Here is a 20,941-nt window from a genome sequence, read left to right as displayed (position 1 = left end):
CGTTCGTTGCGGTGAGGGCGATCGAGCATCTTGCCTCCCAAACCACCGTAATTCCTAAGAACACTGGAACCGCCATTCGTTCAGTTTCCGTTTTTCCCGTGATGACAGCCCATCCTGGTTAGGGATACAAATCGGAATGATCCAGAGAACTTGCTCTAACACCACGGTATGGCTGCATCGCTAAAACCCCATCTCTCTGTTTGGTTAAAATCCCCTCTCCAGGAAAAGCGTTCTGCATCATGCGAGGAAACGAACTCCCTTGCCCCAATTCGTGCAGCCCGTGCAACAGCGTCATCCTCCCTCGCGCCCTTCCTGACGACACCACCCCGATGGCTATCCCGCTATCGCTTCACGCCGACTCCAGCGCAGCCAGTTCACTTTCAACAATGGGGCAACCTGGACAGAGAGCAATTGGCAATTCTCAGCCGCACCTCCCAGGGCGATCGCCACAGCAGCAGGTTCAACACAACGGCTCCGTTAGCGCTGGAGCGTCCTCCTCAAGCAGACACGTACCCAGCCAAGCAAACGAACGGCAATGCCTCTGGTTATGCCCAACAAACCCCCAAAGCGTCCAAAAAGGCAACGTTGAGAGCCTCTCGCTCGTTTGGGTTCAGCTATGGATATGGTTTAGTAGACGCGGCAGCAGCAGTCGCTCAGAGTATTGGTCTTTCCCGCTTTGCTAACCTGGCCGATCGGGGAGGTAACTACTGGGGGGCAGACCTGATCAACGCTCCCGAAGTTTGGGCACAAGGATATACGGGTCAGGGCATTGTTGTGGCTGTAATCGACAGCGGCATCGACTATACGCATCCTGATCTCCAAAGCAATATCTGGGTCAACCGAAACGAAATTCCCGATAACGGTATTGATGACGACAGCAATGGCTTCATCGACGATGTTCGCGGCTGGAGTTTTGTTGATACAGATAGCAATAACCCGATGGATCTGGACAGCCACGGTACCCATGTCGCGGGTACGATCGCAGCAGCCAATAACGGCTTTGGAGTGACTGGCATTGCCTACGATGCCAAGATTATGCCCATTCGAGCCATTGGCGGTAAGGATGACCGTTCATTAGCAAAATTTGACGCTAACGTTGCGGCTGGCATTCGCTATGCGGTGCAAAATGGGGCTAACGTCATCAGCATGAGCATTGGCAGCAATCCCGGCAATGCCCCTATGCGCCAGACAGAAGCGGCTCTTAAATATGCCAGACAGGTAGGCGCGATCGCCGTCATGGCGGCTGGCAACGAACGGCGATCGGGAACAAGGCGACCCATTGAGCCAGCATTCTATGCCATGAAAGATTTAGGAATTGCGGTTGGAGCAGTCGGCAAAAACAAAACCGTCGCCGATTTCTCGAACCCGGCTGGCAACAAGCGGCTTGACTTTGTTGTGGCTCCCGGCATTAACGTCGAATCAACCCTTCCAAACGGGCTATACGATCGCTACAGTGGTACATCGATGGCGACCCCCCATGTTGCTGGGGTGGTGGCATTGATGCTCAGCGCCAACCCTAACCTGACACCAACTCAGGTTGAAACCATTCTGACATCAACTTCAGTTCGTAGCGGCATCAAGGCCGTATAGGTTGCACCTGGCTACTCTGGCTTGCCGTCGTCCAATTCAACCGTCTCGGCAGCATCAGATACCTCAGCAGTTTCAGGTGCTTCCCGCTCGTTTAGGATCTCGGCGGATGCAGCAACGCTGTCATCCACTGACACCTCATCCACTGACACCTCATCCACCGACATCTCGTCCTGGCTCTGGTCTGGTTCTGCTTCAGTCATCGGAGAAACTGCTTCCAATTCAGCCAGGGTGGCTTCCACATCTTCGGTCAATGTTTCGATTGATGTATCATCTGTTTCCATAGCGATCGCTTCCTCCAAATCAGGTGCCTCTGTTGAATCAGGCTCCGCTGCACCAGCTACCTCTGGAGCAATGCTATCTGCTGGATCTGAATCTGAATGGGCTGAAGTTGAATCTACCGAGTTTGAACCTACTGAATCTAAATCCACTGAATCCACTGAAGCTGAAGCAGCTAACCGATCAGGCGCGATCGCCTCACTATCACCAAAGTCAGCAGTTGAGAGGCTTTCAAGCTCCAGTTCGTCGTCTTCCCCAAAAAAATCATCAGCGTCGCTAGTAATCGGCTCAATCTCTCTGGTTTCAGCGCTAGCTTGCGACGGCTGAACCGGTTTGCCCCGTCCTAAAGCGGTTTGTAACCGTCCTCCCAGCGAGGTTAACCTGCCGAGCATCGGGTTAGCGGAGCGGCGGTCGGCCATCCTGGGAGTGACAGATGGTGAACCCAACTTGGGCGACGAAGCCGTTTCCGGCTGGTCGGGGTTCACCCCGAACGCGTCTTCAACCGCAGTTGAACGGTTGATTGCTGTAGCGGTGCGCTCGTCCAGAGGAAGCGCTGTCTCTGGTGTAGGCTGCTCCGTGGATAGAGCGGAGTCGGTTTGAATGGCAGTTTCGATCGCCTCATCGAACTCCGTCGCCACCATCTCACTAACTGTCGCGTCTGATGACTCTGGCACAGCAGGCTTAGCTTTTACGCCGCTAGCCCTGGCACCCGATCGGGGCGGCTTAGGCGGCGATTTCGAGGCACGGCTTGTCATCCCTTGAACCACATCAGCAATGTTGGCAAACACCTGCTTCACAGGCGCAGGAAGCGATACCGTCTTGAGTTGTCGTTGCAAGTTAGCCTGAAGGCGTGCCGTCTGGGTCTGAATGGTCTCACCCGCCGATTTTGCCGACCCAGAAACTTGAGTTTGCTGGTTCAACGGGGTCATTTCACGACGCAGTTTCAACGTTTGCCACCCAAACCACCCCAACAACGACACACTAGCCGTTTGCCCTAGCAGCACGCCTCCCGTAATTCGCCCGGCGCAAACCCACAGCACCAACGCATAAAATAGTCCGACTCCACTCCAGATAAAGTCATACTTGCGGTGAACTTCTGGAAAGAAGAACGCAGCCATATATAAGCCAAAGCTGCCAAACCCAACAGCTAATGCCAGAAAGTGTGCAAGCATGAGTTTCCTCCTGCAACGACTGAGGACTGAATACTCTCATTTTGCTTGAGGATTGTCCACTCCGATCAGGAACTAACTGCCTTACTGATGAATCCTTAAGCAAAGCCTATGTAAAACGACGGCTTGCATCACAGAAATTACCAGGGTCAGATGAAGCGGATTCGACCGCTTCCGTAGACAGGGTGATGACCCACCAAACAGATAATCACCTGTGTTGGCGTTGGTTGTACCGCACCAGGCTAGAGCGATCGCCAACCGCTACATCCTTTCTTCCGGATCAGGTAATTAATTTTTGTAAACTTTCCTAATGGTTCTAAGAACCGCTCAATAACCTTCCCATCGTCAGTTCAGGGATTTCCGCATCTGTAAATCCCCCAGGCGGGTTAGCTGAATGTGTGAGGTCAGCCAGGGAAAACGTGTTTTACTTTACTAAGTATGTGAAGATTTGCTAAAAGCAGGTTGTAACCATGTGGTTCATCTTTTCACTAATGACTACGGTTGGAGCAGCTTACCTGTACGAACGGTCTGAAAAGTCCTCTCAGGAGATAGCGATCGCTTGTTTAGCCGTTGCCCTGGCTGGCATTTTTCTGACACTCATTGCAGCTCCGTGGCAAATTCAGTTGCTTTTACTCGGTGTCGCTCTGTGGTCTTACCGGGCAACTAAAACAAAGTGGCTCAGTTAAAACCAGTTGAACACGGGCGCTAAATTGCAGCCTGATGCTGATAGAACATGTCATCGTCCCCTGATGGTCTACTAATGACGGCATGATTCGGCTCGTTTCAGCATTCAAAACAGGCTAGCTCTTCTGCCACAGCCCCTTGAGCACCTCTTTACGACAGACGATCCAGACATAAATAGCGATGTTGATCATCGCCAGTAGCGTGCTTCCTTCCTCTAGCATGGCAGGGAGACCGTGGCCATCTAGCTGGGTTAAGTCTACGATTGCCCCAAAAACTAACAGAGCCACCGCTCCTAGCAAGACAGCATAAGGAGTTGAAAGCAGTTTATGCCGGAAAACTGAAGCATAACCGACTGCCGCAACACCATACAGCAAAAACATAGCCAGCTTCAGCAAACTACCAAGCGACACCAGAATGACCGTGAACCGAAACATGCGGTCGAGCAAAATTACGCTCAAAATTAACGCAAACCCGGCCAAAAACCAGTTGATTTTGCCCCTGGAACGAGAGTCTTTAATTAGCACAACACTAAATGTGCAGATAGAAGCCGACAGGCACAGCAGTAGGTTAGATGCCGTAATCAACATGCCAAAGTAGGGAAACTCCTGATTAAACGGTGGGCTAAACAGCCGCTCAATCACTTTGCCATCGCTCCAAAGTTTGACGTATACGGTGAGCAAGACAAAGAACCCAACCGCCGCACCATTCAGCCACAAGATAGTGGGATAGGACTGAACCTGTTTCTTGCAAGCCTGGATAAGGGTGCCGAACGGATACTGCATTACGAAAAATAACCTTACACAAATGGGGTGAAGCACTTAACCCCAACCATCCTATCTAGCGATTAAGCTGGCAATATCAGAGTTGAGTCAAATCCTCAGCCCTTCTGGTAAAGCCTTGGTAAAGATCAGTAAAAACCCCGGACTCAAAACTTGAGCCGGGGTAGTCAAATCAGGGTGCATCTACCAATCCATGTTTCGGTGGTGAGCTAGTGCTATCCGGACAAATTTGCGGCACATTGGCAGTAGGAAGGAAAGTTTGCCAACCCTGTAACTTTTCAGCGGCTAGACTCGTCTTAATGAAATGAGGTTACTTAAAAGTAGCCCCACGGTAGCTCCACTCGGTAGCAACTGAAATTGGCTCCAACCACTTGTCCAAACAGAGATTAGCATCCGTACCGAGAGCATTTTATCGGACTGGTTTTATCGGACTGAGGAGTTATTCAAAGTAACCTGAGCGCCTCAAACTCACTCTGAAGCATGTGAGATGAGAGTAGAAGAATCATTCTTGGGGCTTTCAGGAGCAGAAAGCAGTCTGACATAAGCAGCTTCAAACCATAGGAATCAGGAGAACACAAGAGCGGTGACCCAAGAGTTTCACATTTCTGTTACCCCCATTCGAAACGATGAGTACCTCGTGCGTACTGAGCGAGTGGCACCGGGTGTTCCTCTAGCCGAAGAGCAGGTGAGCTGGCCCATAGAAGAATGGTTAGATCAGGCTCGTCAATTGATGAATGACCCACTCATGGGGCTGCTTCAGGGCGATAGCGTTAGCCGCATTGGTGGATTGGGATTACCCGGTTCGGCCAGACCCAACGGCACAACATCCACCCCAGCCTTAAGCCTGGTCGATTTAGGCCAGCATTTCTACAGCGGCCTGTTTCAAGGCACCCTGCGCGATAGCTGGATGACAGCGCGAGGAATTGCCCAGCATCGTGGAGAAGTACTGCGGCTGCGGTTGGGCTTAAAGGGATTGTCTCTCCCCCGGTTGCCGTGGGAGGTGCTGCACGGAGGCGCATCGACCACCGATAAATTGCGCCAGCGAGATGCATTAGGCCCTGCTCCTCGTCCGATCGCGGCTGGTACAGATATCGTGTTCTCTCGCTATCAGTTGAGTACAGGGTTAGTGCCGATTGGGTCTCAAGTGGCGATCGAGCCAGAACAATCGTTGCGAATTTTGATGGTAATTGCGGCTCCAACCGATCAAGAGCGGCTGGATCTAAGGCGAGAAGCCAGCCAGTTGCAGCAAGAACTGCGCCGCCAAAGTGCAGCATTACCCGAAGGAATGGCTAGTAGCGTTCCAGATATTCAACTTACCATTCTGGATCAGCCAGGACGGGAGCAGTTGACTCAAGCTCTGGAGCAAGGACGCTACCATGTCTTGCATTATGCCGGTCACAGCAACTTAGGAGCAGCAGGCGGAAACCTCTACCTCGTCAACAATAAAACGGGCTTAACCGAGATTTTGAATGGCGACGACCTAGCTGGGCTGCTGGTGAATAACGGCGTTCGCATGGTCGTCTTTAACTCCTGCCGGGGTGCCTATACAGCCGCTTCTGACCCAAGCGTGGAAGAAGAACGCAATCTGGCAGAAGCACTGGTGAGCCGTGGTATCCCGGCGGTGCTGGCGATGGCAGAACAAATTCCTGACGATGTAGCGCTAACGCTGACCCGGCTGTTTTACCGCAACCTGAAGCAGGGCTATCCGATTGATCTCAGTCTCAGCCGTGCCAGACAGGGCTTGATTTCGGCCTATGGTTCCAATCAGCTTTATTGGGCGCTACCGATTCTGTATCTGCATCCCGAATTTGACGGCTATTTGACGATGGGCGATCGCACCCTGGATAATCCAGCCGATCGGTTGCTGCTGCTGCCCCAGGTTTACGATGCCTCGCCGGTGCTGTCGGGAGAAGAGGATACCTATGCCAATGCTGCCGCTTTAGATGGCGACGACTGGATCGAGCTGTCTGAAGCCGTGCTGGCAGAAGATGACTTAGGGGCACTGGTAGACGATGTCGAATATTACGACGAATTTAGCGATGCGTTCAACGACGATGAATCGTTGAGCTATGACGATGATGCGGTGGTGGTTTCGGATTTAATTCAGCAGCTTTCGTATCCGGCTCCACCTCCCACAGGTCTGCCGTCTACCGCCGCGTCTGACCTGGGTTTAAACAATCAGAGAGCAGCAGAAGCAGAAAAACCATCCAGCTATTCTGCGGATGGAGCCACCTCTCGACCATCGGCAGAGAAGACAACGACCAAGGTGCCAGCCACCGTGAGCCAGATGGCCACCCAACCCAACTCGGTGGCTCCATCCGCGGCTCAACCCAACTGGCAGTTGGCTCCAGCGGGAGCCGCCCTGGCGCTGCATCGTTCCGTCTGGCAACCCATTGTCAACCACCCGCGTTTGATACCGCTACTGGGCATAGTTGGAGTAGCAGCGATCGCCGTTTTAGGGTTTTCGCTGTTATCCAGGCTGCCCCGCAATCCAACGCCTGAGCAACTGTTGCGAGGGGCAGAACTGCCCGGAATCGACTCAACCGTTCCTAACCGCAGTGCGGATAACGTTGATTTAGCAACAGCATCCACATCAGACGTGACCCGGATCGCCATTTCCCAACTGAACCAGCCCGATTTGACGGACGGGCAAAAGGCCGTCAGCGCCCTGCTTGACCGGGGTGCCTTGCGTGAAGCGAAAGCGGCAATTGGCAGCATTGACAGTAATCAGCGCGATCAACCCATCGTCAGCTTCTTGCTCGGCAGGCTGGCATGGCAATCGGTGCAGGTGGGAGACACAGACTATAGCTTTGATGATGCACGCCGCTACTGGGAAACGGCAACGCGAGTTCGCTCCCCCTCTCCACGTCACTACAACGCGCTTGGATTTGCCTACTACAACGAAGGGCGATCGAGAGATGCTACCCAGGCATGGTATCAGGCTCTTGCGCTCCTGGAAGTCCAAGCGGCGAATCAAACCGCCAGCGATACCGCTAATGCCGAAGAGTCTAATGCCGAGCAGATGACGATGGATAAAGACACACTGACGGCCTATGCAGGAATTGCTCTGGTGCTGTACCAGGAGGCATTGGCCGGTGCCAGTGGCGATCGCACCCCCACCGAGCAGCGCGACGTGCAGAGCAAAGCCGTCAAGCTCTATCAAATGGTGATGGAAAACGATCCAGTTGGGTTCAGTATCGAAGGGTTAAGCAGACCAGAGAATTGGCTGTGGACAGAGCAGGCCATCAGCGAATGGCAAGCGTTAGGAGCGGCACAACCTTAGGAAACTGGAGCGCTAATGCTGTTGCAATAGTGCTGTTGTTTGCGGCGGCAACTCAACGCTGGAGCCAGTGAGATAGAGGCTGCCGCCGCCGCAAATCCAGGTCGTCAGCCAGGCTGGGCTGATTCCAATCCAATGGATGGCTCTGCCCGGTTGGCAAAACCGTGATCACTGGTTTCGCCGGAACGACCGTTGATGGTTGGCTCTGTGCAGCAGGGGCTGGCTGAGAGTTAGCCTGACTGAGCCGAGCAACACGAGGTATAGATGCAGCGATAGTCTGCTGCGAGCGGCCAGACGAATTGCCAGACGAGTGGCCAGACACTAGAGCTGCTCTGGCGGTGGGACGAGGCGATCGCGGCTTCACAGGCTTGCGGGTGCGGGGCAGGTGGCGCACCTGGGGTTGCGATCGCAACCGTTGCGAAATCATGTAGCAGCCAAACGCGCAACTAGCAGAAATTGCCACGAGCGACCAGACAGGTATCGTTTGGTCGCCGCCTTGATCTGTTGTCACTGTTGGTCGAGGCGACTCGACTCGGGATGGGGCGGGCTGGTTAATGAAGCCGGGACTCATCAAGCTAGATACGGCAATGCCTGCGGTTAGCAGCACTCCAACCCAGACGATGCTCCAAAAGAGCATCGGGTAGCGTTGCAGAAATTGCATTACGACGTTGCAGTTCAACGAAACAGCCGATCGCTGCGATTCGCCAGAAGACGGGATAGGTTCAGCAGGATAGGGATGAACGGATTGCTGTTTGGTGCCTTGAAGTCTCTCCATTAGCCAACCTCGGTTTTGGGGAGATAGGACGATCGTTTCATGTTACCCGCTATTTTATGACCTGCCGAGGATCATGGCTAGGGCAAGTCTGCAACATGCCAACCTGAGGACGAACCGAAGAGTTAGCGACGGGCGGCAGCAATGGTTCTAATCTTTAACCAGCATGGCGTTCTAGGGCAAGTTGAATGAGGCGATCGACTAATTCTGGAAACGTAATGCCACTGGCACCCCAAAGACGAGGATACATACTGGTAGCCGTAAACCCGGGAAAGGTGTTGATCTCGTTAATCAGCACCTCTCCAGTGGCTTCAACATAAAAGAAATCAACTCGCGCTAACCCTGCCCCATCAACGGCCTGGAACGCTCGAATAGACATCTCCTGGATCTGGGAAGCGATCGCCTCGGGTACAGGTGCAGGAATGAGCAGGTCGGCCAATCCGCCAGCGTATTTTGTCTCATAGTCATAAAAATCGCTTTGAAACGTAATTTCCCCCACTACGGATGCCTGGGGATGGTCATTTCCCAGCACCGCACACTCTAGCTCACGGGCTACCACGCCCGCTTCTACCACCAGGCGGCGATCGTAGCTAGCCGCTTCATCCAGTGCCGCTTCAAGCTGAGCGCGAGTTCTGGCTTTGGAGATGCCAACGGATGAACCAAGGTTCGCGGGTTTAATGAAGCAAGGGTATCCCAGTTCTAATTCAATCCGATCGCAAAGTTTGGGAAACACACAGGGATTAGACCAAATCTCGGAACGGTTAACCGCAATGTAGTTCACCTGAGGCAATCCAGCCTGGGAGAAGATCATCTTCATCGCAATTTTGTCCATCCCCACAGCCGAGCCTAAAACGCCTGCCCCCACAAACGGCACCTGCATCAATTTCAGCAATCCTTGAACGGTGCCGTCTTCTCCGTTAGGGCCGTGCAACACAGGAAACCAGACATCTACTTCAGCCACCTGAGATGGCGATTGCCAGCGCTGTAACCGCTGTGCAGTGGTAGCCGGAGCGGATAGAGCCGTTGTTTTAGTGGTGCTGACGTTAGACTCAACACCCCCTGGTGCAGGCTGCGCTGCGGCGAACTGAGCGGGCTGTTGTCCTGCCAATATCTGCTGCGGAACCTCGCCGACTTGCCAACACCCATCTTTTTGAATGTAAATCGGCATGAGCTGATAAGTATCGGCATTGGCACCTGTGCCTAAGGCTTGAGCGATCGCCCTGGCAGAACTAATGGAAACATCATGCTCTCCAGAACAGCCCCCAAATAAGAGTCCAACCCGCAGTGCCATCTGCCCTTGCTCCCGTCGCGCTTATCGCAGATAGCCTACCACACTGGTTCATTTCGACAAATCATGGAGTAAGCGCACCCCATCGGCCAGTGTTAACCGCGCTTCAATCAACACCCGCCCCGGCCAAATGCACAGACTCGATCGTGGGTGGTTGGTCAACCCGTTCGCCCGTCAAACTAAAGGCCCTGATGTCAGTGATCCGAACGGGTAACAGCTTGCCCTGGAGTTCTGCGATCGCCCCCGTACAGAAAGTCAGGCGATTACCGCGCGTCCGTCCCATCACTTGCTGTGGATCTTTGGAGTTTTGCTGTTCAATCAGCACTTCTTCGACTCGCCCGTGATACCGCTGCGATCGCTCAGCCGCTTTAATCGAGACTAAATGATTCAACCGCTGGAGGCGATCGCTCTTTACGTCCTCACTGAGTTGATTATCCCAAAGAGCGGCTGGCGTGCCGGGACGCGGCGAATAGGCTGCCGTATTGAGCTGGTCAAACCCGATCGCCTCCACCAACTGCATTGTGTCTTCGAATTGGGCTTCGGTTTCGCCTGGAAAACCAACGATCGCATCGGCACTAATCGAGGCATCGGGCATGTAACGGCGAACGGTATCAATAATTCGGAGGTATCTTTCACGGGTGTACCCGCGAGACATGGCTTTGAGGATGTCGTTGTTGCCCGACTGAAACGGAATGTGGAAATGCTCACATACCTTGGGCAGTTCCGCACAGGCACGAATTAGCCGCTCTGTAAAATAGCGAGGATGGCTCGTCGCAAAACGGATTCGTTCAATACCAGGCACATCATGAACGAAATACAGCAAATCGGTCAGCGTGTGCAGATGGCGACCATCCGCCGTACTTCCGGGTAGGTCACGGCCATAGGCATCAATGTTTTGCCCCAGCAACGTCACTTCTTTGAAGCCCTGCCGCCCCAGCTCTTCCATTTCAGCTCGAATGGCTTCGGGCGATCGAGATTGCTCTACTCCCCGCACATTGGGCACAACACAATAGGTGCATCGTTCGTTGCAACCGTAAATCACGTTGACCCAGGCCGTAACGGTACTGTCGCGCCGGGGCTTGGTGATGTCTTCAAAAATATGTACGGGTTCAGTTGCCGCAATTTGATTCCCGTTAAAAACCTGCTCTAGCAACTCCTGTAAGCGGTTGGCGTGCTGTGGCCCCATGACTAAATCCAGTTCGGGAACCCGCCGCAGTAAGGCTTCCCCTTCTTGCTGCGCCACACAGCCCGCCACAATTAAGGTCAGATCGGGCTGCTCATGCTTACGCCGTGCCTGCCGACCCAAGTAGGAATATACCTTTTGCTCGGCATTGTCTCGAATCGTACAGGTGTTGTAGAGAATCAGTTCAGCCTGGTCGGGGGTGTCTGACCACTGAAATCCCATCTCTTCTAAAATGCCAGCCATCCGTTCGGAGTCAGCTTTATTCATCTGACAACCAAAGGTCGTAATGTGGTAGCGGCGCGGCGCGTCAGTCATAGTTGAAACACTTAGCGGACGGTGGAAACAACAAGGTCAGCGGTTGGGTTAGCTCCGCAATCTACAATTATAGGTTTTGCCTGCGTTAACGCCAGACCTGCCGGATGGGTTTTGGTGGTGGGGTTGAAGTTTAACTGAAGCGATCGCATCATCTAAGCCAGACTATCCGATATGATGGCGATGGCATGATTAGAGCTAAGTATTAATTACTGCCCATAGAGCAAACCCATTTCTGTAAAGGGTTTATTCAGTGATAATCTGAAAGATGACGATTTCTTAACCGTCAGGCTCAGTATCAGGCTGTCTTAATTTTACGTCTCTAGAAAAGCTGATCAAACGATAGGCGCAAGCATGGTCACCACAGCAGAGAAAACAAACGTCGGTTTTATTACCCAGGTCATTGGTCCGGTTGTGGATGTGAGATTTCCCAGCGGCCAACTGCCCCAGATCTACAACGCTATTGTTGTTTCAGGCGAAAATTCGTCTGGTCAAAAAGTTTCTGTCACCTGTGAAGTTCAGCAACTTCTGGGAGACAGCCAAGTTCGTGCGGTATCCATGAGTTCCACGGACGGCCTAGTGCGCGGTATGGAAGTGGTAGACACCGGAGCGCCCATTAGCGTCCCGGTGGGTGCTCCTACCCTGGGTCGCATCTTTAACGTGTTAGGCGAACCCATCGATGAGTTGGGGCCAGTGAATACGGACGAGAAGTTCTCAATTCACCGTCCTGCGCCAAAGCTAACCGACCTGGAAACCAAGCCTTCTGTATTTGAAACCGGAATTAAGGTTATCGACCTGCTGGCTCCTTACCGGAGAGGGGGTAAAGTCGGCCTGTTTGGTGGTGCTGGCGTGGGTAAAACCGTGCTAATTCAAGAGCTCATCCACAACATTGCCATGGAACACGGTGGTGTATCTGTGTTCGGCGGTGTGGGCGAGCGCACCCGTGAAGGAAATGACCTTTACAACGAATTTAAAGAATCTGGCGTTATCAACATTGACAACATTGGCGAGTCCAAAGTTGCTCTTGTGTACGGTCAGATGAACGAACCCCCCGGAGCCAGAATGCGGGTGGGTTTGTCTGCTTTGACCATGGCAGAATACTTCCGGGATGTGAACAAGCAGGACGTGCTGCTGTTTATCGATAACATCTTCCGGTTTGTGCAGGCGGGTTCAGAGGTATCGGCACTACTGGGACGGATGCCGTCTGCGGTAGGATACCAGCCCACCCTGGGTACCGAGATGGGCGACCTGCAAGAGCGGATTACATCCACCACGGAAGGATCGATTACGTCCATTCAGGCCGTTTACGTTCCTGCGGATGACTTGACAGACCCCGCTCCGGCAACCACTTTTGCTCACCTGGATGCAACAACAGTGCTGTCGCGGGCGTTGGCCGCTAAAGCGATTTACCCTGCGGTAGACCCACTAGATTCAACCTCAACCATGTTGCAGCCTGCGATCGTAGGCGAAGACCATTACAACACGGCACGGGCAGTCCAGGCGACCCTCCAGCGCTATAAGGAACTGCAAGACATCATTGCCATCTTGGGTCTGGATGAATTGTCTGAAGATGACCGCCTCACTGTGGCTCGCGCCCGTAAGATTGAGCGTTTCTTGTCCCAGCCGTTCTTTGTGGCAGAGGTGTTTACGGGTTCTCCTGGTAAGTACGTCTCCCTGGAAGACTCCATCCGAGGCTTCAAGATGATTTTGAACGGTGAGCTAGACGATCTGCCGGAGCAAGCCTTCTACCTGGTGGGCGGCATTGACGAGGCGATCGCCAAAGCCGAGAAGATGAAGTCGGAAGGTAAGTAAGGAACAAGGGAACAGGAACAGGCAGCAGATTCCTCTGTTTCCGACCCCCTGTTCCTTAACCTTTAGTAATTTGAACCAAAACTATGGCATTAACCGTTCGTGTTATCGCACCAGACAAGACAGTCTGGGACTCTGAAGCTGAAGAAGTCATTCTTCCGAGTACTACCGGTCAGCTAGGAATTCTGAGCGGTCACGCACCTCTGCTATCGGCGTTAGATACGGGGGTGATGCGAGTTCGATCGAGCAAAGATTGGGTGGCGATCGCTCTTCTGGGTGGCTTTGCCGAAGTTGAAAACAATGAAGTGACAATCCTGGTGAATGGTGCCGAGCGGGGCGATCAAATTGACCGCGAAACAGCCCGTAAAGCTTATTCCGACGCAGAAGCCCGTCTGAACCAGGTGCAAGGCAGCGGCAGCCGTCAAGAGCTAATTCAAGCAACGCAAGCGCTGAAGCGGGCGAGGGCGCGGTTCCAGGCATCAGGTGGATCGGCTTCAGTTTAACTTCAGTTGAAAGTTTAACTTTAGTTGAAAGTGAAGCAACGCGGCATTGATTGCCAACCAACTTATTTCTAACAAAAGGGACACGGTTATCGTGTCCCTTTGTTTGTTGATTTACAGGTTATGAGGCCCCAGGCATCAGGCGCTACCTGTAAACGCCACTTCCGGAAACTTTGCCTGAGCTTCCGACATCGGACGGTTCTTACCTTCCTCTTGCCAGTAGTTGATTACCTCAGTGGCCTGATTGAGAATCTCAATGCGATCGGCTTCTGCAATCCAGTGCTTGCCTTCTAATTCAGTTTTTAGCTGCTCCCAGGCATCATTGCGAGGCCAAAAGAAATAGGAAGTCAACGGACTTGTACCTTTGCCGACGACTTGATCGACGGCAAGCGCGACGTTCTCATCTAACCAGAGAACTTTCAAAATAAACTTTGACAATGAACCCTCCAGAACAGCCCTAGTCTGTTTCCCAAAACGCTACAACCCTCTATATTAATCTACAGGCTTGCAGGATGGCTAACGACCAAGATCTAGCCTATGGATTATAGACTATACGGCAATGATTTGACCTGGAAATCTCTCCTGCCACAAGAGCCAGAGCCGCGTCCAGATCATCGCGGCTGATTGCTGAACTAAATTGAATACCTGTGAGGAATTGTGCCGCAAGTTAAGCAACCCATTTCTGCGATCGCCGTTTTTGATATTGACGGAGTGGTGCGGGATGTTGGTGGGTCTTACCGCCGCGCCCTGGCAGATACGGTCGAGCAGTTTACCGCTGGCGCGTACCGTCCGTCTCAGGCAGACATTGATATTCTCAAAGCTGAAGGGATTTGGAACAACGACTGGGAAGCATCGCGCGAGCTGGTGTATCGCTATTTTGAAACCCAGGGGCAGGGGCGATCGCAGTTGTTCCTGGATTATGAAGCAATGGTTGCTTTTTTCCAGAGCCGTTATCGTGGCCCCGATCCACACCATTGGACGGGGTACATCTGTGAAGAACCCCTGTTGCTAACTCCTGCTTATTTGCAGCAGTTAACCGAGGCTAACATTGCGTGGGGCTTCTTTAGCGGTGCGACTAGAGGATCGGCTACTTACGCCCTGGAAAAGCGGTTGGGGTTGTCTGCACCTGTGTTGGTGGCAATGGAGGACGCACCAGGCAAACCAGACCCAACAGGACTATTTGATGTACTAAGCCAACTGGAAGCAAGCTCAACGGCGGCAGCATCACCCGCCCCCGTGCTGTATGTGGGGGATACGGTTGCCGATATGAGTACTGTTGAAAAGGCGCGATCGCACCAGCCCGATCGTCTCTGGGTGGGAGTTGGAATTTTGCCGCCCCATGCCCAAGCGCCAGAAGACTATCGGCAGGCGTATAGCAACACGTTAATTGAAGCGGGAGCGGCGATCGTCCTTGCCAATGTAGAACAGCTCACGCCCACTGTAATTCTAGAGATAGTGCAAACGGCATCTAGCGCAGCCAATGCAGGAGGGTAAACAGAAGCGAGCGGTTTAGAAGACTGGTTAGAAGATAATCAGCCCGACAAACTCAGAAACTTACCGAGCGCATCCACCATTGCAGGCGACCAGCGGCGGACGTTTGCCACCCAATCTAAATCTTTGTAGCGCGAATCTAACCCGACTGCGGCCACCCAGTTGCTCTCTGCTTCACCCTGTTGACCGTTCACCCACAATGCTGCTGTCAAGGCCGCCCGCATATCAGCAAACCGAGGATATTTGCGAACCAGATTCCGCATGGTGCGAATCGCCTCGTCGGTTTCGCCAATCTGGTACAGTGCCAGCGCATAGTTGGCACGGGCAAAGGCATAATCTCGGACTAATTCACTGGCGCGTTTGAAGTCATCAACGGCCTGTTGCCAGTTGCCCCGACCTGCTTCGGCGTTACCGCGATTGTTGTAGGCGGCCGGATCGTCTGGATCAAGCTCTAAAACTTTGTTGTAATCTGCGATCGCCTCATCCCAGCGCTTCAACCCTTCCAGCGCTGTACCCCGGTTGAGATAGGGATCGGGAGCGGTAGGAGCCAGTTCAATCGCCTTGTTGTAATCTGCGATCGCTTCATCCAGCTTGTTTTGGCTGACCCGCACATTACCGCGATTGCTCCAGAATGCTGGGTTTTCGGGCAATTGCTCAATCAACTGAGTCCAATAGGTTTCTGCGGCGGCAAAATCACCCCGATTCGTGGCCTCAAACGCTTGATCTCTCGCACTCTCTAAACCTTCAACCCAGTTGATAAACGAAGGTTCCTCCGACTGAGCATAGGCTGGAGATGCGATCGCCCAACTCAACACAAGGGTGGCGGCCAGTAACAGCGTCAGAAAATGTCTTAACATCAGTCAATCATGACAGGTTTCAAGCCAGAGGACAATTCCGTTAGTTGACCTCTTTCGACAACAACGGTAGCTGTCGCCCCGGATGCTGATATCCCAAATGGTTCCAGGCGGCTGGGGTGGCAATTCGGCCTCTGGGAGTACGCTGGAGGTAGCCAATTTGCAGCAGATACGGTTCGTATACCTCCTCAATAGTTTGCGAGTCTTCCCCGGTAGCAGCGGCGATCGTATCTAGCCCAACCGGGCCACCGCCAAAATTCTCAATCATTACCGTTAACATGCGGCGATCGGTCCAATCCAGCCCACACGGATCGACGTTGAACAATTCCAACGCTTCAGCGGCGATCGTGCGGCTGATTTTAGCTCCGGTTAACTTAACCTCAACATAGTCTCGGACTCGCTTCAGCAAGCGGTTTGCAATTCGGGGGGTGCCCCTGGCGCGTCGGGCAATCTCTTCGGCTCCTTCCTGGGTAGTTGGCGTGTTCAAAATCTCTGCCGTTCGCTGCACAATCAGGGTGAGTTCATCCAACTCGTAGAACCGCAAGCGCTGAATCAACCCAAAGCGATCGCGTAATGGCGACGTTAACGCCCCTACCCTTGTCGTTGCGCCAACGAGGGTAAATCGTTGCAGTGGAATGCTGCGTGTACGGGCACTTTGCCCTTTACCAATGGTGACATCCAGCCGAAAGTCTTCCATCGCCGGGTAAAGAATCTCTTCAGTCACGCGTGGCAAACGGTGAATTTCGTCAATAAACAAAACATCGCCCGGTTGCAAATTGACGAGTAAGCCCACAATATCTCTGGGACGCTCTAATGCCGGAGCCGACGTAATTTTGCAATTCACCTGCATCTCTGCCGCCAAAATTAGAGACATGGTGGTTTTTCCCAGACCGGGAGGGCCATATAGCAGCAGATGATCTAGCGTTTCTTTGCGGCCTTGAGCGGCACGAATGGCAATATCCAATACGTCTTTTAAATCTTTTTGCCCCACATAATCGGCCAGCCGCTTTGGCCGAAGGCTTTCCTCTTGTTTGCCGTATTCGTCAACGTTGCCCTCTGCTTGCAGTAACGCCTCCTCGGTTTGCGGCAGCCGAAACTCGCGGCCAGGTACCGATCGCTCTGGTCGATCGGTACCTGGCCGATTATCGGGATCTAAGGGCGGTTGCTTTGAGGAAATAATTGCCATGAGCCAGCCTTACATAGGGCGATTTTACGCTTTAGACTACTAAGGTAAATGCAGCATTAATGAATTGGGGCTTCTTAACCGTCCAAACTGGCTCGCTCAAGCAATGAACGGCCTTAGAGGATGTCTTAAAAGTGCTAAGCTCCAACTCGAACCGCCCCCTAATCCCCCAGAATTGGGGTACTTCCGAATCAATTCTGTTTCAAAGTCCCCCATTTTTGGGGGATTTAGGGGGCTAATTTAGAATGTTGAGCCATTCTCAGACACCCTCTTAATTGCTTATCTAAAACAGCCATAAACGCTATTCAAATTAAAGCCCAACTTAGAGATGAAACACCCGTATTATTGAACATCTGTATTAATAAAAGTACCAGCCCGTTGCAACCCAGCAAAATTACAACCAGATTGCCTCTTGAGGAAGGTTGATTAACCGTTTTTACAGTTAGAGTCTACATCATCACCGTTTGAGTGCTGTTTAATCTATGGCTGAACCGACGTTTCATGTTCCCGAATCTGTAACGTTTGAACAGGCGATCGCCCTCACCGACTCATTGTTGGCGCAGATCGAGCAGGGTGCCTGTTCGGATGCGGAGATAGAACAGGCGATCGCCGCCCTGGTTAGCAGCCAAAACGGGGCACGCGGATTTTTTGTCACCTACTTGTCGGGGGAGCGATCGCTGGCCGACCATCCTTCTCCGGCAGTGATCCGAGCCTTGCAGTCTGCTCCAGAAACCGTTGCCGAACTGCTAGTCAAGAACCTGGCTATGTCATCGGCAATGGCGATCACTCACCGTCGCAACCAAAACGCAGAGATGGCACAAGGGTCTGAGCAGGTGCGATCGCGCACATTCAACCTGATTCAACTGACCCAACTGCCGCTCGTCGCAGAAAAAGCCAGCAAACTGCTTGAGAGCGCCGTGACTGGAGTTGGCTCTTATCAAGCATTTTTAGACCGCTGGGGTTACGATGCAGAGCAGCGGTTGGTGATTCAGCAAGCCATGAAACGGGCGATCGCTCAGCCAGATGTAGATTCGGCTGCAATTGATTTGGCAGACAGTGACCTGACTGCAATTGAGTAAAGTCCAGCTAAAATCGCCCAGTTCAACACGTTAATTCGCGCATCATAAAACGTGACATCGAATAGAGCAAACGCCATACAGCCCCAGAACGACAGCAAATAGCCAATGCCAACGCCCCGATGGGGCAGTGGCGTTGTACTTGAAAGGATAGAACTGGCGGCTTTGCAGCAAATGTAGCCCACCAGGGCAGTTAACCCAACCATAACTAACAGTCCAGCTTCGGAGCTGAGCAACAGCCAGAAATTGTGGGGATGGAACACATGCGGAAAGTCGTAGGCTGAGCGACGCAGGGGGTACAAAAACTTGTAATTGCCTAACCCCCATCCCAGCCAGGGGCGATCGTGGATCAACCCAAGCGCCACGCGCCATACCCCAACCCTTGGATCATCTGCCCAACCAACCAGGGAGAGGGCGCGGCCACCAATGCCAAACAGCGCAGCCCCAATTAAGACACTGGCAATGCTAAACAGCGCAGTGAGTAAAACATGGCGGCTTGCCTTAACGCACAGGGTAAAAATCACAAGCTGGGAAATAGCGACCAGAATACCGTTCCTTGATCCAGAGCTGAAGATTCCCACCAGATTGAGAAAGGTACCGCAGAACAGCAGCATCGTCCAGGGTTGTGTGGGTGGCCTGGAGGGTTGCGCCTCGGCATTGGCTTGCTGCTCGGCTAACCCCCCAAGAATTAAGCCCAACCCTAAACCAAAAACCAGAACTAAGTAGCTAGCCAGGGCGTTGGGGTGATCAAACATCACCATAGCGCGACCTTTATGGGGAGCCGATCGCACCCAGTGAACGAACGGAATGCGGCGAATCGACGGCGACAGGTGCGGCAACTTCAGCAGGTATTCAAAAAACGCAATGATGTTAATGGGAATAGACGTTAAAACGAGGTCGATCGCCACACGCTCCAGGCGATTGACGCTGTTGAACACAAACGGCAGGACACCAAACAAGACAAAAAACGGTAGAAAGTTAGTCAGTTGCAAAAACGCCTCACCGCGATTAAACGCAACCGAGGCACTCAACACGAGCAATACGCTAATCGCCAACAGCCCATTACGGGTGATTGGATCAAGTGCCGTGTGCTTAAACCTTCTGAACAGAACCGCAATCACGATCGCCAATCCAACCAGGCTGGCGTAGTACAGAAACGGGAGACTTGCCAGACTAAACCGAAATAAGCGGTAGGGAAGCTGAGACGGACTTGAAGCTTTAACCATTCACATTTAGTAGGCTCCCTCTCCCGATATCACGACCCAAACCGTACGAATCAGAATATAAACATCGAGCCAAACCGACCAGTTTTGCACGTAGTAGGCATCCAGGTTCACCCGATCCTCATAGGTAATATTATTGCGCCCTGACACCTGCCACAGCCCCGTTAATCCGGGAGTGACCTTGGTAAACAGGTTAAATTTTTCGCCATAGCGCCAGATCTCTTCGTCAACAATGGGACGCGGCCCCACTAAACTCATTTCTCCTCGCAAAATATTCCAGAGCTGAGGCAGTTCATCTAAACTGGTTCGCCGCAAAAATCGCCCTATTCCTGTAACGCGCGGATCGTAGCGCAGCTTGTGTTCCTTCTCCCAGGACTCGCGTAGTTCGGGATGGCTCTGGAGATAGTCATGCAGTTTTTTGTCGGCATCTCGCACCATAGAGCGAAACTTCCATGCCTTGAATGGTTTGCCGTTCTGGCCAATCCGGGTTTGTCCATAAAAAACGGGGCCTGGAGAATCGAACCGGATCAGCACGGCAATGATCACAATCAAAGGTAAGACGAGGAGTCCGCCAATGAGCGTACACGTTAAGTCCATCAGAAGTTTAGCCAGTCGTGGCCCCGGCAGTAATAGCTGCTGCCGCACCTCTAAGCCCAAAATGCCGCCCATGTCTTTTGCCGCCACCCACAGGCTGGAGAAGCCAAACAGATCGGGGATGATGAGCAGGTGAGCAAAGCTGTGGCCGTAGCGATCGAGCAGCATCAACAGCCGATGGCGCGGTACACCTGGCATAGCGACAATGGCATAGGGAATGTGGCGCGATCGCGCCAGAGCCGGTGCCAGTTCCACCCCGCCTACCACCGGAACTCCATACAGCGTTCCGTGTTTAGCCGGGTCGTCATCCAGCACCAACACGGGTTTCAAGCCAATACCAGGGCGGCGCTTGAGGGTTCGAATTACCATTTCACCCGTTTGCCCTGCGCCAAGCACCATGACTGGATAGCCCCACCATCGTTTAGAGGCAAACAGGCGACGCATCAGCGTTCGCCCCAGCAACACCAGAATAATCGAAAGCCCCCAGGCAATTAAAAACACACCCCTGGAGTAAACTTCCCCTTCTCGCCGTAAAAACGTCGCTGACCCCAACGCCAGATAGATCAAGCTGCTCGCCAAACTAATCCAGCGCAGTTCGTCCACGGGGCTAAGGGCAACACCGGGATATAGCCCTACTGTGGCATACGCCAAAATGAACAACCCCAGCACTGGATACAGTTGCCAGTACAACATGGGGTGATATTTACCATCCAAAAACAATCTGATGTAGACACTTAATACACCCGCAAGCCCTAACGCTAGCAGGTCTGACCCGACCATAATGGCGACAGTTGGCCAAGAGCGTGTGGTTACGCTCAGCGCCGAAATGGCAGGTCGTAACGTTCGGTTAAGCTGCATTTCAATTCATGACTCCTCAC

The 20,941-nt window shown here is 52.8% G+C and carries 17 protein-coding genes; 7 read left to right on the top strand and 10 right to left on the bottom strand.

Features of this window, described 5'->3' with window-relative positions; genetic code table 11:
• Positions 1-168 precede the first annotated feature (168 nt).
• On the top strand, positions 169-1,590 hold the full coding sequence (locus IQ268_RS04720) for a S8 family peptidase (protein WP_193876069.1): 1,422 nt from the start codon (positions 169-171) through the stop codon (positions 1,588-1,590).
• 11 nt (positions 1,591-1,601) lie between these two features.
• Here the strand turns inward: IQ268_RS04720 and IQ268_RS04715 are convergent, their stop codons facing one another.
• Positions 1,602-3,038, bottom strand: a complete 1,437-nt coding sequence (locus IQ268_RS04715; protein ID WP_193876067.1) for a Ycf66 family protein — start codon at positions 3,036-3,038, stop codon at positions 1,602-1,604.
• Between the two features lie 488 nt (positions 3,039-3,526).
• Between IQ268_RS04715 and IQ268_RS04710 the strand changes: the two genes are divergently transcribed.
• A complete protein-coding gene (locus tag IQ268_RS04710) occupies positions 3,527-3,721 on the top strand; it encodes a hypothetical protein (RefSeq protein ID WP_193876065.1) in 195 nt (64 codons plus the stop codon).
• Between the two features lie 114 nt (positions 3,722-3,835).
• Here IQ268_RS04710 and IQ268_RS04705 read toward each other — a convergent pair whose 3' ends face one another.
• Positions 3,836-4,501 (bottom strand): hypothetical protein, encoded by a 666-nt coding sequence (locus IQ268_RS04705; protein WP_193876063.1) that lies wholly within the window; start codon positions 4,499-4,501, stop codon positions 3,836-3,838.
• 580 nt (positions 4,502-5,081) lie between these two features.
• Here IQ268_RS04705 and IQ268_RS04700 point away from each other — a divergent pair.
• Positions 5,082-7,781 carry a CHAT domain-containing protein gene (locus IQ268_RS04700; protein WP_193876061.1) on the top strand — a complete coding sequence of 900 codons (2,700 nt, stop codon included), beginning with the start codon at positions 5,082-5,084 and terminating at the stop codon, positions 7,779-7,781.
• A 52-nt stretch (positions 7,782-7,833) separates the two neighbouring features.
• On the opposite strand, the gene IQ268_RS04695 is transcribed toward IQ268_RS04700, so the two are convergent.
• The 3 genes from IQ268_RS04695 to miaB form a co-directional block, all read right to left on the bottom strand.
• Positions 7,834-8,553: a hypothetical protein gene (locus IQ268_RS04695; RefSeq protein WP_193876059.1), complete on the bottom strand. Its 720-nt coding sequence runs from the start codon at positions 8,551-8,553 to the stop codon at positions 7,834-7,836.
• A gap of 154 nt (positions 8,554-8,707) precedes the next feature.
• Positions 8,708-9,841 carry a D-alanine--D-alanine ligase family protein gene (locus IQ268_RS04690; protein WP_193876058.1) on the bottom strand — a complete coding sequence of 378 codons (1,134 nt, stop codon included), beginning with the start codon at positions 9,839-9,841 and terminating at the stop codon, positions 8,708-8,710.
• A gap of 103 nt (positions 9,842-9,944) precedes the next feature.
• Positions 9,945-11,336 (bottom strand): tRNA (N6-isopentenyl adenosine(37)-C2)-methylthiotransferase MiaB, encoded by a 1,392-nt coding sequence (miaB, locus tag IQ268_RS04685; protein ID WP_193876056.1) that lies wholly within the window; start codon positions 11,334-11,336, stop codon positions 9,945-9,947.
• 351 nt (positions 11,337-11,687) lie between these two features.
• Here miaB and atpD point away from each other — a divergent pair, with 351 nt between their 5' ends.
• Complete coding sequence (gene atpD / locus IQ268_RS04680) at positions 11,688-13,145, top strand: F0F1 ATP synthase subunit beta (RefSeq protein ID WP_193876054.1); 1,458 nt, start codon at positions 11,688-11,690, stop codon at positions 13,143-13,145.
• An 83-nt stretch (positions 13,146-13,228) separates the two neighbouring features.
• A complete protein-coding gene (atpC, locus tag IQ268_RS04675; protein ID WP_193876052.1) occupies positions 13,229-13,645 on the top strand; it encodes an ATP synthase F1 subunit epsilon in 417 nt (138 codons plus the stop codon).
• Positions 13,646-13,780: 135 nt separating this feature from the next.
• On the opposite strand, the gene IQ268_RS04670 is transcribed toward atpC, so the two are convergent.
• A complete protein-coding gene (locus IQ268_RS04670) occupies positions 13,781-14,092 on the bottom strand; it encodes a 30S ribosomal protein PSRP-3 (protein ID WP_255527143.1) in 312 nt (103 codons plus the stop codon).
• A 207-nt stretch (positions 14,093-14,299) separates the two neighbouring features.
• Here IQ268_RS04670 and IQ268_RS04665 point away from each other — a divergent pair, with 207 nt between their 5' ends.
• Entirely contained in the window at positions 14,300-15,136 is an 837-nt protein-coding gene (locus IQ268_RS04665; RefSeq protein WP_339383548.1) for a TIGR01548 family HAD-type hydrolase, read from the top strand.
• Between the two features lie 38 nt (positions 15,137-15,174).
• Here IQ268_RS04665 and IQ268_RS04660 read toward each other — a convergent pair whose 3' ends face one another.
• The gene (locus IQ268_RS04660; protein ID WP_193876048.1) at positions 15,175-15,990 is read right to left on the bottom strand and encodes a tetratricopeptide repeat protein; all 816 of its coding nucleotides are present in this window, start codon (positions 15,988-15,990) and stop codon (positions 15,175-15,177) included.
• Positions 15,991-16,030: 40 nt separating this feature from the next.
• Entirely contained in the window at positions 16,031-17,173 is a 1,143-nt protein-coding gene (ruvB, locus tag IQ268_RS04655; RefSeq protein WP_193876046.1) for a Holliday junction branch migration DNA helicase RuvB, read from the bottom strand.
• A gap of 479 nt (positions 17,174-17,652) precedes the next feature.
• Between ruvB and IQ268_RS04650 the strand changes: the two genes are divergently transcribed.
• Complete coding sequence (locus IQ268_RS04650; protein ID WP_193876044.1) at positions 17,653-18,249, top strand: hypothetical protein; 597 nt, start codon at positions 17,653-17,655, stop codon at positions 18,247-18,249.
• Here the strand turns inward: IQ268_RS04650 and IQ268_RS04645 are convergent.
• Positions 18,186-19,472, bottom strand: a complete 1,287-nt coding sequence (locus tag IQ268_RS04645; protein ID WP_193876042.1) for an O-antigen ligase — start codon at positions 19,470-19,472, stop codon at positions 18,186-18,188. The two genes, IQ268_RS04650 and IQ268_RS04645, sit on opposite strands and share 64 nt — an antisense overlap.
• Positions 19,473-19,478: 6 nt before the next feature.
• Positions 19,479-20,921 (bottom strand): undecaprenyl-phosphate galactose phosphotransferase WbaP, encoded by a 1,443-nt coding sequence (wbaP, locus tag IQ268_RS04640; RefSeq protein ID WP_193876040.1) that lies wholly within the window; start codon positions 20,919-20,921, stop codon positions 19,479-19,481.
• Positions 20,922-20,941: the final 20 nt, after the last annotated feature.

The sequence above is a fragment of the Oculatella sp. LEGE 06141 genome, assembly GCF_015207605.1.
GTDB lineage: Bacteria > Cyanobacteriota > Cyanobacteriia > Elainellales > Elainellaceae > Oculatella.
This window is presented reverse-complemented; position numbering and strand designations above follow the sequence as displayed.